Origin of the sequence: Streptomyces canarius (assembly GCF_014650735.1) — a bacterium.
In the GTDB taxonomy this organism is placed as follows: domain Bacteria; phylum Actinomycetota; class Actinomycetes; order Streptomycetales; family Streptomycetaceae; genus Streptomyces; species Streptomyces olivaceoviridis.
Genome location: NZ_BMVN01000001.1, coordinates 463834 through 476764, shown reverse-complemented (window position 1 = coordinate 476764; position 12931 = coordinate 463834). Strand labels below are relative to the sequence as shown.

At 73.0% G+C, this 12931-nt stretch carries 10 protein-coding genes and 1 pseudogene; 4 read left to right on the top strand and 7 right to left on the bottom strand.

Features of this window, described 5'->3' with window-relative positions; translation table 11 throughout:
• The first annotated feature begins 99 nt into the window (after nt 1-99).
• On the top strand, nt 100-867 hold the full coding sequence (locus IE294_RS01970; RefSeq protein WP_229917001.1) for a polysaccharide deacetylase family protein: 768 nt from the start codon (nt 100-102) through the stop codon (nt 865-867).
• Nucleotides 868-880: 13 nt separating this feature from the next.
• Here IE294_RS01970 and IE294_RS01965 read toward each other — a convergent pair whose 3' ends face one another.
• Nucleotides 881-1894 (bottom strand): DUF2278 family protein, encoded by a 1014-nt coding sequence (locus IE294_RS01965; protein WP_189881584.1) that lies wholly within the window; start codon nt 1892-1894, stop codon nt 881-883.
• A gap of 193 nt (nt 1895-2087) precedes the next feature.
• Between IE294_RS01965 and IE294_RS47295 the strand changes: the two genes are divergently transcribed.
• On the top strand, nt 2088-2528 hold the full coding sequence (locus IE294_RS47295; RefSeq protein ID WP_229917000.1) for an SRPBCC family protein: 441 nt from the start codon (nt 2088-2090) through the stop codon (nt 2526-2528).
• Nucleotides 2529-2557: 29 nt separating this feature from the next.
• On the opposite strand, the pseudogene IE294_RS01960 reads toward IE294_RS47295, so the two are convergent.
• The 6 genes and pseudogenes from IE294_RS01960 to IE294_RS01935 all read right to left on the bottom strand — a co-directional run.
• Nucleotides 2558-3193: pseudogene (locus tag IE294_RS01960) on the bottom strand (LysE family translocator); the annotation flags it as partial.
• A gap of 43 nt (nt 3194-3236) precedes the next feature.
• Nucleotides 3237-4388, bottom strand: coding sequence for an XdhC family protein (locus IE294_RS01955; protein WP_189881582.1), 1152 nt, complete (start codon nt 4386-4388; stop codon nt 3237-3239).
• Between the two features lie 40 nt (nt 4389-4428).
• Nucleotides 4429-5886, bottom strand: a complete 1458-nt coding sequence (locus tag IE294_RS01950) for an NCS2 family permease (RefSeq protein WP_189881580.1) — start codon at nt 5884-5886, stop codon at nt 4429-4431.
• 155 nt (nt 5887-6041) lie between these two features.
• On the bottom strand, nt 6042-8423 hold the full coding sequence (locus tag IE294_RS01945; RefSeq protein WP_189881578.1) for a xanthine dehydrogenase family protein molybdopterin-binding subunit: 2382 nt from the start codon (nt 8421-8423) through the stop codon (nt 6042-6044).
• 2 nt (nt 8424-8425) lie between these two features.
• Nucleotides 8426-9001, bottom strand: coding sequence for a (2Fe-2S)-binding protein (locus IE294_RS01940; RefSeq protein WP_189881576.1), 576 nt, complete (start codon nt 8999-9001; stop codon nt 8426-8428).
• A complete protein-coding gene (locus tag IE294_RS01935; protein ID WP_189881574.1) occupies nt 9001-9894 on the bottom strand; it encodes an FAD binding domain-containing protein in 894 nt (297 codons plus the stop codon). The genes IE294_RS01940 and IE294_RS01935 overlap by 1 nt, the downstream gene beginning before the upstream one ends.
• Before the next feature lie 352 nt (nt 9895-10246).
• Here IE294_RS01935 and IE294_RS01930 point away from each other — a divergent pair, with 352 nt between their 5' ends.
• On the top strand, nt 10247-11920 hold the full coding sequence (locus tag IE294_RS01930; RefSeq protein ID WP_189881572.1) for a PucR family transcriptional regulator: 1674 nt from the start codon (nt 10247-10249) through the stop codon (nt 11918-11920).
• 167 nt (nt 11921-12087) lie between these two features.
• Complete coding sequence (locus tag IE294_RS01925) at nt 12088-12852, top strand: hypothetical protein (RefSeq protein WP_059262256.1); 765 nt, start codon at nt 12088-12090, stop codon at nt 12850-12852.
• Nucleotides 12853-12931 lie beyond the last annotated feature (79 nt).

Genomic DNA, 12931 nt, shown 5'->3' with positions numbered 1-12931 from the left:
GACGCGTGCACTATACACACCATGTATAGTCCCGGCATGCCCCTGACGACCGACACGAACTCGACGCCGACGCACGCGACCACCGACGCGCCCAGGAAGATGCGCGGAACGGGCCGGAGGTTGCGTGGCTGGGCGCTCGCGTCCGCCGCCGCCTGCCTGGCGCTCACCCTGTCCGGCTGCGCCCAGGTCGACACGACCGCCCCGAGCACCGCCCGCGCCGAGGCGGCGCACGGGGCACCGGCCCGGTTCGGGACCGTCGACTGCCGGGAGGCCAAGTGCATCGCGCTCACCTTCGACGCGGGCCCCAGCGAGAACTCGGCGCGGCTGCTCGACATCCTGAAGGAGAAGAAGGTCCCGGCCACCTTCTTCCTCCTCGGCAAGCGGCACATCGAGAAGTACCCGGAGCTGGTCAAGCGGATGGCGGCGGAGGGCCACGAGGTCGCGAGCCACACCTGGGACCACAAGATCCTCACCCGGATACCGGACAAGGAGATACGTGAGGAGCTGAACCGGCCCAACGAGGCGATCGAGCACCTCACCGGGCGCAAGCCGACGCTGATGCGCCCGCCGCAGGGCCGCACCGACGCCGACGTGCACGAGATCTGCAAGGAGCTGGGCCTGGCGGAGGTGCTGTGGAGCGTGACCGCCAAGGACTACACCACCGACGACTCGGCGCTCATCACCAAGCGGGTCCTCGACCAGTCGTCCCGGGACGGGATCATCCTGCTGCACGACATCTACCCCGGGACCGTGCCGGCCGTGCCCGGCATCATCGACGCGCTGAAGGCACGGGGCTACGTCTTCGTGACGGTCCCCCAGCTGCTGGCACCCGGCAAGGCCGAGCCCGGCAAGGTGTACCGCCCGTAGCCCACGCCCCGGCTCAGAACACCACCGACCAGCCCTCGCGGGAGGCTTGTTCGGCGGTGTAGGAGACGCCGTGCACCTTCAGGCCGGCCGCGTCGAGGAGCGTGATCTCGCCGCCCTGATTGCCGAGCGGTGCCTCGGCGGTGAGCGGCACGGTGAGGCAGTCGCCGGGCGCGAGCGGGGCCGTGGCCGGGACCGGCGAGCCGTGGCCGAGGCGGCTGACGATCCGCCAGCCGGTGAGATCCGCGGGCTCCGGCGAGGCGTTGAGGAGGGTCACGGTCTCCGTCTCGGGAGCGGGGCCCGTCGGGTTGACCCTCGCCGCGATGATCATCACGGGCTGCGCGCCGGTCGTGGGCCGGGTGCCGTCGACGTCCTCCAGGGTGTGCCCGGTGGTGTCGTCGGTGTGCCAGGACTGGCTCTGGAAGGCCAGGAAGATGCCGACCCAGCGGGACTGCGCCGGGAAGCGCAGCAGGAGTCCGCCGTCCTGCCACACCCCGTCGTCGCCCTGGAAGCGCCGGCTGTTGCCCTGGTTCATGTGGACGTCGTGCACGCCGTTGCCGGGCAGGAAGCCGAACACCTTGTCCTTGACGGCGGGTTCGGGGCCGAAGCGGGAGCCGAAGACGTACGCCCGCGCCTGCGGGTCCGCCACCGCGCGCTGTACGTAGTGGTCGAGGAGGTCGGCGAGGTCGTTGTCCGGTCCCTCGACGTCCGGTGGGAGCGTGCGCATCCCGGCCGGGTCGAAGAGGTTGCCGCGCACGAAGTCGAGGGTCGGGCCGCCGGGGCCGGCCGGCAGGGTGTTCCAGCCGCCGGACAGGCCCTCCAGGGCGGCGGTCAGCGGGTGCCGGAAGTCGTCGGTGACCAGGTAGAGCAGTTCGGAAGGGTGCTCCTGGGAGAGCACGTTGACCGCGGCGCGGTAGTGCGTGCCGTGGTCGTCCGTGAGGTGGATCTGGTAGTGCGGTGTCTCCCGCGCGCCCTCACGCCGTGTCTCGACGACGCGGGCGATCAGAACGCCGTAGTTCTTCACCGGCATGACGATCAACTCCCCCGTACGACGGGCCGCTTGCCCGGCCCGTGGCAGGAAGCGTAGAAGCAGGATCCCCGTGGCGCCGCCCCGCGCACCCACTGTTCCAGAATACGACTCCCCAAGGACACCTGCTACGCGAGCGGCGCGGCGCGGCGGGTGAACGCGCAGGTGACCGGCGTCCCTTGCCTACGATCGTGCCGTGCCCACCTTCTCCTTCGAACGCACGGTCCCGCTCCCGCCCGACGAGGCGTGGCGCCGGCTCACGGACTGGCCGCGCCACGCCGACGCGGTCCCGCTGACCCGGATCAGAGTGCTCACGCCCCCGCCGACCCACGAGGGCACGCGCTTCGTGGCCCGGTCGGGGTTCGGCCCGCTCGCCGTCGACGACGTGATGGAGGTGACGGTGTGGCGCCCGCCGGCCGACGACGCCCCCGGCCTGTGCCGCCTGGAGAAGCGCGGCCGGCTCGTCCTCGGCTGGGCGGAGATCGAGGTCCGCCCGGGGCCCGGGGACCGCAGCCGCGTGGTGTGGCGGGAGGACCTGGGCGTCCGCTTCCTCCCCCGGGCCTTCGACGGCCCGTTGAAGTCGGCGTCCCTCCTGCTCTTCGGCCGGGCGGCGGACCGTCTGCTGACACGGGGGTGAGCCGGGACGGGTGCGTCCGCGCGCCCTCGGTCCCCCTGGCCCGTCAGGGCCACCGTCACGCCCGGGCCGATCATCGTCAGGCCGCCCGTTCCGCCGACCGCGGACAGGCGGCGGGGCGAGCGGGCGAACCAGTCGCGGGCGGCCGAGGCGGCCAGGCCCCAGACGGCGTCGGAGACCACCGCGATGGCGTTGAGGACGAGCCCGGGCAGCGGCATCCGCGCGGGCACGTGACCCTGCTCGCGGTCCACGAACCGGGGCAGTACGGCGGCGAAGAAGACCATCGTCTCGGGGTGGGCCACGCCGAGCGCGAACCCCTCCCCCAGGGTGCGCGGGCCGCCGCGCGCCGGGCCGGACTCCGCGACCGCGGCCCGCAGCGAGCCGCGCCGCCGCCACGCCTTGACGCCGAGGTGCACGAGGTACGCGGCGCCCGCGAGCTTCAGCGCGGTGAAGACGAGGACCGAGCGCTCGACGACCGGCCCGACGCCGAACGCCACCGCGACGACGAGCAGGTACGCGCCGAGCGTGGTGGCGGCGACGGTGGTCGGCGCGGCCCGGCGGCCGTGGGCCGGGGCGCGCCCGATCACGAACAGCACGCCGGGGCCGGGGACGATGACGAGCAGGAAGGAGGGGACGGCGAAGGCCGCCAGACGGCCGGGGGACACCATGCCGTCATGCAGCACAGGGGCGACGGCGGCCGGCGAACGCCTTTCAGGCCACCGACCCGATCCGCCCCGCCGGCCGCGTGGCCGCATCGTGGTGGATGGGGGTGTGCGCGCCGGTCAGCGACACCCCGCTGCCCCCGCGCCGGCCCGCGACGATCTCCGCCGCGATGGACAGCGCCGTCTCCTCCGGTGTGCGGGCGCCGAGGTCCAGGCCGATCGGGGAGCGCAGCCGGGCCAGCTCCAGCTCGGTGACGCCGACCGCGCGCAGCCGCTCGGTGCGGTCGAGGTGGGTGCGGCGGGAGCCCATCGCGCCGACGTAGGCGACCGGCAGCCGCAGCGCCAGCTTCAGCAGCGGTACGTCGAACTTGGCGTCGTGGGTGAGGACGCACAGGACGCTGCGGCCGTCGACCTCGGTGCGCTCCAGGTACCTGTGGGGCCACTCGACGACGATCTCGTCGGCCTCGGGGAAGCGGGCGCGGGTGGCGAACACCGGGCGGGCGTCGCAGACGGTGACGTGGTAGCCGAGGAACTTCGCGATCCGGACCAGCGCCGACGCGAAGTCGATCGCGCCGAAGACGATCATCCGGGGCGCGGGGACGGAGGACTCGACCAGGACCGTGAGCGGGGCGCCGCAGCGCGAGCCCTGTTCGCCGATCTCCAGGGTGCCGGTGCGGCCCGCGTCCAGGAAGGCTCCGGCCTCGGCGGCGACCGTGCGGTCCAGCTCGGGGTGGGCGCCGAAGCCGCCGTCGTACGACCCGTCGGGCCGGACCAGCAGGGCCCGGCCGCGCAGTTCCGCCGGGCCGTCGGCGATCCGCGCGACCGCCGCCGCCTCCCCTCGGGCGGCGGCGGCCAGCGCTGCCGCGAACACCGGCCGGGCGGGACCGTCCGCCCGGACCGGTGTGACGAGGATGTCGATCACGCCGCCGCAGGTCAGGCCGACGGCGAAGGCGTCCTCGTCGCTGTACCCGAAGCGTTCGAGGACGGTGTGGCCGTCCTCCAGCGTCTGTCGGCACAGCTCGTACACGGCGCCCTCCACGCACCCGCCGGAGACCGAGCCGATCGCCGTGCCGTCGGCGTCCACCGCGAGCGCGGCGCCGGGCTGGCGCGGGGCGCTGCCGCCGACGGCCACCACGGTGGCGACGGCGAAGTCACGGCCCTGCCCGGCCCACCGGTCCAGCTCCTCGGCGATGTCCAGCATCTGTCGGTCTCCTTGAACGGGGTCGCGGGGATCAGGGTGGCTAGTGCACGCCCAGCCACGCCTCGATGGGGTGGAGGGCGAAGTAGACCAGGAAGAGGGCCGTCAGGCCCCACATGAAGGCGCCGGCCTCGCGGGTCTTGCCCTGGGCCGCCTTGATGGCGACGTAGGAGATGACGCCCGCGGCGACACCGGTGGTGATGGAGTACGTGAACGGCATCAGGACGACGGTCAGGAAGACCGGGATCGCGGTCGCGCGGTCGGCCCAGTCCACGTGCCGGGCGTTCATCAGCATCATGGCGCCGATGACGACCAGCGCGGCGGACGCGACCTCCTGCGGCACGATCGCGGTGACCGGGGTGAAGAACAGGCAGGCCGCGAAGAACAGGCCGGTGACGACGGAGGCGAGACCCGTGCGGGCTCCCTCGCCGACGCCCGTCGCCGACTCGATGAACACGGTCTGGCCGGAGCCGCCCGCCACGCCGCCGATCGCACCGCCGGCGCCGTCGATGAACAGTGCCTTGGACAGGCCCGGCATCCGGCCCTTGTCGTCGGCCAGTCCGGCCTCGGTGCCGACGCCGATGATGGTGGCCATCGCGTCGAAGAAGCCGGCGAGCACCAGGGTGAAGACGATCATGCCGATCGTCATCGCGCCGACCTCGCCCCAGCCGCCGAACCCGACGTGCCCGAAGAGCGAGAAGTCGGGCATCGAGACGGCACTGCCGTGCAGTTCCGGGGCGCCGCCCGCCCACTGCCCCGCGTCGATGACACCGAGGCCGCCCAGGGCGGCGGCGACGACCGTGCCGGAGACGATGCCGATGAGGATGGCGCCGGGGACGTTCCGGGCCTGGAGCATGAAGATCAGCAGCAGGGTTCCGGCGAAGAGCAGCACCGGCCAGCCGGCGAGTTCGCCAGCGGGGCCGAGGGCGAGCGGGGTGGCCTTGCCCTGGTGCACGAAGCCGGACTTGTAGAAGCCGATGAGGGCGATGAACAGGCCGATGCCCATGGTGATGCCGTGCTTGAGCGCGAGCGGGATCGCGTTCATGATCATCTCGCGCAGGCCGGTGACGACCAGCAGCATGATGACCACGCCGTACACCACGCACATGCCCATGGCCTGCGGCCAGGTCATGGCGGGGGCGACCTGCGAGGACAGGACGCCGGAGACGGAGAGGCCGGCGGCGAGGGCGAGCGGCACCTTGCCGACGACACCCATCAGCAGCGTGGTGAAGGCCGCCGCGAACGCGGTCGCGGTGATCAGCGCCTTCTGGCCGAGCGTGTCCCCCGCCGCGTCCTTGCCGGACAGGATGAGGGGGTTGAGCAGGAGGATGTAGGACATCGCCATGAAGGTGGTGATGCCGCCGCGCACCTCACGCGCGACCGTGGATCCCCTTCCCGATATGTGGAAGTACCGGTCGAGCCAGGACCGCCCGGCCGGGACGAGGCTGCCTTCGCCCGCGTCCTCGGCGGCGGTCCCGGGCTCCACTGACTGCTGGGTCATGGGCCAACTCCCAAGGTTCATGGGTGCACCCGTGCGGCGCCTAGTCCGGGCACGGGTTTTGGGAATGGACGACCCGGGGGACGGCCCGAGACGAACTGAGTGGGGGCCGGGGGGACGAGGCCCCCCGGGAGATCACCGGCTGGATCCCCGAAGGGTCACGTTCCGGTCAGATGCTCGGGCCGCACCGGCGTGCGGTTGAGCTCCAGCCCGGTCGCGTTCCGGATCGCCGCGAGGACGGCCGGGGTGGACGACAGGGTCGGGGCCTCGCCGATGCCGCGCAGCCCGTACGGGGCGTGTTCGTCGGCGAGTTCGAGCACGTCGACCGGGATGGTCGGCGTGTCGAGGATGGTGGGGATCAGGTAGTCCGTGAAGGAGGGGTTTTTGACCTTCGCGGTCTTCGGGTCCACGACGATCTCCTCCATCACGGCCACGCCCAGGCCCTGGGTCGTACCGCCCTGGATCTGGCCGATGACGGAGAGCGGGTTGAGCGCCTTGCCGACGTCCTGGGCGCAGGCCAGTTCGATGACCTTGACCAGGCCGAGTTCGGTGTCGACCTCGACGACCGCGCGGTGGGCGGCGAAGGAGTACTGGACGTGTCCGTTGCCCTGGCCGGTGCGCAGGTCGAAGGGCTCGGTCGGCCGGTGCCGCCACTCCTCCTCGACCTCCACGGCCTCGTCCTCCAGGACGTCGGCCAGGTCGGCGAGGACCTCGCCGCCGTCGGTGACGACCTTGCCGCCCTCCAGCAGCAGCTCCGCCGTGGCCCAGGCGGGGTGGTAGGAGCCGAACTTGCGCCGGCCGATCTCCAGGACCCTCTCGCGGACCAGCTCGCAGGCGTTCTTGACGGCTCCGCCCGTGACGTACGTCTGCCGGGAGGCCGAGGTCGAACCGGCCGAGCCCACCTGGGTGTCCGCCGGGTGGATCGTCACCTGTGCGACGCCCAGCTCGGTGCGGGCGATCTGCGCGTGGACGGTGACCCCGCCCTGGCCGACCTCCGCCATCGCGGTGTGCACGGTGGCGACGGGCTCGCCGCCCACGACCTCCATGCGCACCTTGGCGGTGGAGTAGTCGTCGAAACCCTCGGAGAAGCCGACGTTCTTGATGCCGACCGCGTAGCCGACCCCGCGTACGACGCCCTCGCCGTGCGTGGTGTTGGACAGGCCGCCGGGCAGCTGCCGTACGTCGGCGCCCTCGCTGGACTCCCACTGGCGCTCCGGCGGCATGGGCATCGCCTTGACGCGGCGCAGGAGTTCGGCGACCGGGGCCGGGGAGTCGACGGGCTGCCCGGTCGGCATGACGGTGCCCTGCTCCATCGCGTTGAGCTGCCGGAACTCCACCGGGTCCAGGCCCAGCTCCTTCGCCAGCTTGTCCATCTGCGCCTCGTAGGCGAAGCACGCCTGCACCGCGCCGAAGCCGCGCATGGCGCCGCAGGGCGGGTTGTTGGTGTAGAGGGCGATCGCCTCGATGTCGACGTCGTCGATCACGTACGGGCCGACGCTCAGCGAGGAGGCGTTGCCGACGACCGCCGGGGAGGCGGAGGCGTAGGCGCCGCCGTCCAGGACGATCCGGCACTTCATGTGGGTCAGCTTGCCGTCGCGGGTGGCCCCGTGCTCGTAGTGGAGCTTGGCCGGGTGGCGGTGGACGTGCCCGAAGAAGGACTCGAACCGGTTGTAGACGATCTTCACCGGCTTGCCGGTGCGCAGCGCCAGCAGGCAGGCGTGGATCTGCATCGACAGGTCCTCGCGTCCGCCGAACGCGCCGCCGACGCCGGCCAGCGTCATGCGCACCTTCTCCTCGGGCAGGCCGAGGACGGGCGCCATCTGGCGCAGGTCGGAGTGGAGCCACTGGGTGGCGATGTAGAGGTGGACGCCGCCGTCCTCCTCGGGCACGGCGAGGCCGGACTCGGGGCCGAGGAAGGCCTGGTCCTGCATGCCGAAGGTGTACTCGCCCGTCACGATCACGTCCGCGCGCCCACGTGCCTCCTCCACGTTGCCGCGGACGATCGGCTGGCGGTGCACGATGTTCGGGTGCGGCACGTGCCCGGCGTGGTGGTCGTCGCGGTTCTCGTGGACGAGGATCGCGTCCGGGGCGGTCGCGGAGGCCTCGTCGGTGATGACGGGCAGCTCCTTGTAGTCCACCCTGATCCTGGCCGCGGCCCGGCGGGCCGTCTCCGGGTGGTCGGCGGCGACGATCGCGACCGGCTCACCGTGGTGGCGCACCTTGCCGTGCGCGAGGACCGGGGTGTCCTGGATCTCCAGGCCGTAGTTCCTCACCTCGGTGGGCAGGTCGTCGTACGTCATGACGGCGTACACGCCCGGCGTGGCGAGGGCCTCGGAGGTGTCGATGGAGACGATCTCGGCGTGCGCGACGGTGGAGCGCAGGATCTGGCCCCACAGCATGTCCTCGTGCCACATGTCGGACGAGTACGCGAACTCGCCGGTGACCTTGAGGGTGCCGTCCGGGCGGAGCGTGGACTCCCCGATGCCGCCCTTGGTCTGCGAACCCTGGGTGATCTTGGTGGGTGCACCGTTGGCCGGCATGCTCAGACCCCCTCGGACTGCCGTGCGGCCGCCAGGCGGACCGCGTCCATGATCTTCTCGTAGCCCGTGCAGCGGCACAGGTTGCCCGACAGCGCCTCACGGATGTCGGCGTCGGTCGGGTTCGGGTTGCGTTCCAGCATCTCGTCGGCAGCGACGAGCAGGCCCGGGGTGCAGAAGCCGCACTGGACGGCGCCTGCGTCGATGAACGCCTGCTGGACGGGGCTCAGTCCGGTGCCCTCGCCGGTCCGCGAGTCGGCGCCCTTCGCCTGCCATCCCTTGGCCTCGTCCAGGCTCGTGCCACCGCGGGCACCCGTCCCGCAGGAGCGCTGCCTGGCGTAGTCCGCCAGCCCCTCGACGGTCACGACGTCCCGGCCCTCGACCTGGCCGGCCGCGACCAGGCAGGAACACACGGGCACGCCGTCGAGGCGGACCGTGCAGGAACCGCACTCGCCCTGCTCGCAGGCGTTCTTGGAGCCCGGCAGGCCGAGCCGCTCGCGCAGCACGTACAGCAGGGACTCACCCTCCCAGACGTCGTCGGCCTCCTGCGGACGTCCGTTGACGGTGAAGTTGACGCGCATCACGCAGCTCCCTCGGTGGCGCGGCGGGCGCCGCGGTACGACTCCCAGGTCCAGGTCAGGGTCCGGCGGGCCATCACGCCGACCGCGTGCCGGCGGTAGCTCGCGGTGCCCCGGACGTCGTCGATCGGGTTGCAGGCGGCGGAGCACAGGTCCGCGAACCGCTTGGCGACCGACGGGGTGATGATCTTCCCGTTGTCCCAGAAGCCGCCCTCCTCCAGGGCCGCGTTCAGGAACTCCTCGGCGGTCTTCGCCCGCACCGGTGTGGGCGCGGCCGAGCCGATGCCGGTGCGCACGGTCCGGGTCCGCGGGTGCAGGGCGAGCCCGAAGGCGCACACGGCGATGACCATGGCGTTGCGGGTGCCGACCTTCGAGTACTGCTGCGGGCCGTCGGCCTTCTCGATGTGTACCGCCCGGATCAGTTCGTCGGGCTGGAGCGCGTTGCGCTTGACGCCCGTGTAGAACGCGTCGATCGGGATGAGGCGGGTGCCCCGGGCCGCCGACGCCACCTCGACCTCGGCGCCGGCCGCGAGGAGCGCGGGGTGGGCGTCGCCGGCGGGCGAGGCCGTGCCGAGGTTGCCGCCGACGCCGCCGCGGTTGCGGATCTGCGGGGAGGCGACCGTGTGCGAGGCGAGCGCGAGGCCCGGCAGCTCGGCACGGAGATTCTCCATGATCGCGGTGTACGGGACGGAGGCACCCAGCCGTACGGCGTCCTCGCCGACCTCCCACTCGTAGAGGTCGCCGACGCGGTTCAGGTCGAGGAGGTACTCGGGCCGGCGGTGATCGAAGTTGATCTCGACCATCACATCGGTGCCACCCGCAATCGGCACAGCGGTGGGGTGCTCGGCCTTCGCGGCGAGCGCCTCCTCCCAGCTGGCGGGGCGAAGGAAGTCCATGACCGGCTCTCTTCTTCGTCTCGGTGCTCTTGAAGTCCTACAGATTGAGCCAATCCGTGTGCGGCGGGCCCGGCTCGTTCATGTGCTGTTAACGCGGAGCGGACTCAGTACACCGCCCTGTGCTCCGACGGGGTCAGTCACCGAAACCATGAAGGAGTTCGCTGGCCAGCACGAGCATCTTGTAGATTCGTATGAACGGAGGTCATCGCTCACCTCTCCGTTTTCCCGGGGAAACACGGGTGACGGCACGGCGACCCCGCCACTCCGGCCGGTGCGGCCCCTCACCGGACCACTTCCCGGCACTCCTCCAAGATTCATCGTAGGTTTCGAGACACAGAACGGCGGCGACGAGATGCGGCTGCGCGCACTGCTGGACACCGATGCGCTGGGCCTGCGGCTGCTCGGCGGCGAGGACGAGCTGGACCGTGCGGTGCGCGGGGTCATGACCACCGACCTGCGCGACCCGAGCCGCTACCTGTCCGGCGGTGAGCTGGTGCTCACCGGGCTGGCCTGGCGCCGGGACGCCGCCGACTCCGAGCCCTTCGTACGGATTCTGGTGCAGGCCGGGGTGGCCGCCCTCGCGGCCGGCGAGGCCGAGCTGGGCGATGTGCCGGACGATCTGGTGCTGGCCTGCGCGAAGCACCGGCTGCCGCTGTTCGCCGTGCACGAGTCGGTGGCGTTCGCGACGATCACCGAGCACGTGGTCCGGCAGGTCTCCGGGGAGCGCGCCGGGGACCTGGCGGCCGTCGTGGACCGGCACCGCCGGATGATGACCTCGGGCCCGGCCGGCGGCGGCCCGGACGTCGTCCTGGACCTGCTCGGCTCCGACCTCGACCTGCGCGCCTGGGTGCTCTCCCCCACCGGCCGGATGATCGCCGGCTCCAAGGTGGCGGGCCCGGCGCTGCCCGCCGAGACCTGCGCCCGGCTCGCCGCCGAGCACCTGGCGGCCACCCGCACCGGCCGCCGCGGCCCGCACCGCGTCCACGTGCACGGCACCACCTACTCCCTCTTCCCGGTCCGCTCCTCCGGCCGCTCCCCGCAGGCCGCCCGCGACGTCCGCGAGACGGTCCTGTCGGACTGGCTGCTGGCCGTCGAGGCGGACGCCGGCGACTGGCCCGGTGAGCGCCTGGACCTGCTCCAGGGCGTGACCCAGCTGATCGCCGTCGAGCGGGACCGCCGGGACGCGGCCCGCACGGTCCGCCGCCGGCTCGCCCAGGAGGTGCTGGAGCTGGTGCAGACGGGCGCCGCGCCCGCCGAGATCGCCGCCCGCCTCAGGGTGGCGGCCCCGGTGCTGCTCCCCGGGCTCGGGGCGGCCCCGCACTGGCAGGTCGTGGTGGCCCGGGTGGAGTGGGAGGACGGCGAGGTCGAGGGCGGCCCGGTAGCCCAGTCGCTGCTGGAGGAGGTGCTGGTCGACCCGCTGGCCACCGGACCCGAGCCCGCGGACCGCATCGCCGTCGCGCACACCGGCGACGAGGCCGTCGCCCTGGTCCCGCTGCCCGCGGTCGCCTCCGAGCACGACGGCTCGGAGACCGGCCTGCTCGCCGACGCGCTGCTGCGGTCGGTGCGCGAGCCGCTGTCGGCGGGCCTGGACGACGACGGACGGCTCACCCTCGGGGTCAGCGCGGCCGTGCACTCGGCGGAGGGCCTGCGCGGCGCCCTGGAGGAGGCCCGGCACGCCCGCCGGGTCGCCGCCGCCCGCTCCGGGCGGGTCTGCGCGGCCGGCCACCAGGAGCTGGCGTCGCACGTCCTGCTGCTCCCGTTCGTCCCGGACGACGTCCGGCGCGCCTTCACGGCCCGCCTGCTGGACCCGCTGAAGGAGTACGACCGCCGGCACCGGGCCGAGCTGATCCCGACCCTGGAGGCGTTCCTCGACTCCGACGGCTCCTGGACGCGCTGCGCCACCCGCCTGCACCTGCACGTCAACACGCTGCGCTACCGGGTCGGCCGGATCGAGCAGTTGACGGGACGGGACCTGTCCCGCCTGGAGGACAAGCTGGACTTCTTCCTGGCCCTGCGCATGAGCTGAGGTCAGCGGGGGCGTGCCGCGGCCGGAACAGGTCACGGTCGCGCCCCACTACTTTGTGAAATCTTTCACCCACCCTCTTGGCCGGGCCCCGCGATTGGTGCTGGAATGCCGCCACCACTCAACAGCTCGATGGCGTGCTCGGGGAGGGCAACGTGGCGCATACCGCCATGTCTGGTAACGGAACCACCGGTGACGATCCGCTCCAGACCGCGGTATGGCGGTTGCGCAGCCGGGCCTGCTGGGCCGACGCGGCGGCTCTGCTGCCCGCCGACCGCCCTGCCCCGGCGTTGCAGCGGGCCGCCCTGCTGGCCGAACGGTGCCTGTACACCGAGGGGGGCTGGGAGGAGGCGGAGGACGCGCTGCGGACGGCGGAGGCGGTGGCGCACAGCGACGAGGAGCGGGGGGCCGCCGCGTGCGAGCGGGGCTACCTGGCGTACGCCGCCACGCTGCTCGGGGTGCGCGACCGGGCCGACGAGGCGCGGGCCGCGCTGGGCCGGGCGGCGGCGCTGATCCCGCCGGGGGCCGCGGGGCGGGCCCTGCTGGACTTCCGGCGCGGGCTGGTGGCCCAGAACCTGGCCGGCGCCCCGCAGGCGGCCCGCGCCGCGTTCCGCCGGGCGCACGCGGGTGCCACGGCGAACGCCGACCCGTTGCTGCTGTCCTTCACCTGGCGCCACCTGGCGGGACTCGCGCTGCGGGACGGCGAGTTGACGGAGGCGCGGCACGGCTTCGCCGAATCCCTGCGCATCCGCGAGGAGCTGGGGTACCTGGTGGGCACGGCGCCCGCGCTGGTCTCCCTGGCCGACACGGAGGAGGAACCGGAGGCGTCCCGGCTGCGCGAGGAGGCCCGCCGCCTGTTCCGTTTGCTGGGGGGTGTGCCGACGTGGCTGGCGCAACAGCTGGCACCGCCCGCGCCGGGGGCGGCGACGGCGTAGGGGCCGCCGGTCCGTTGCCGTTTGCGGGCCGCTGGTACTCGCTCGCGCGGTTCCCCGCGCCCCTTCAGGGCGCGTCAGC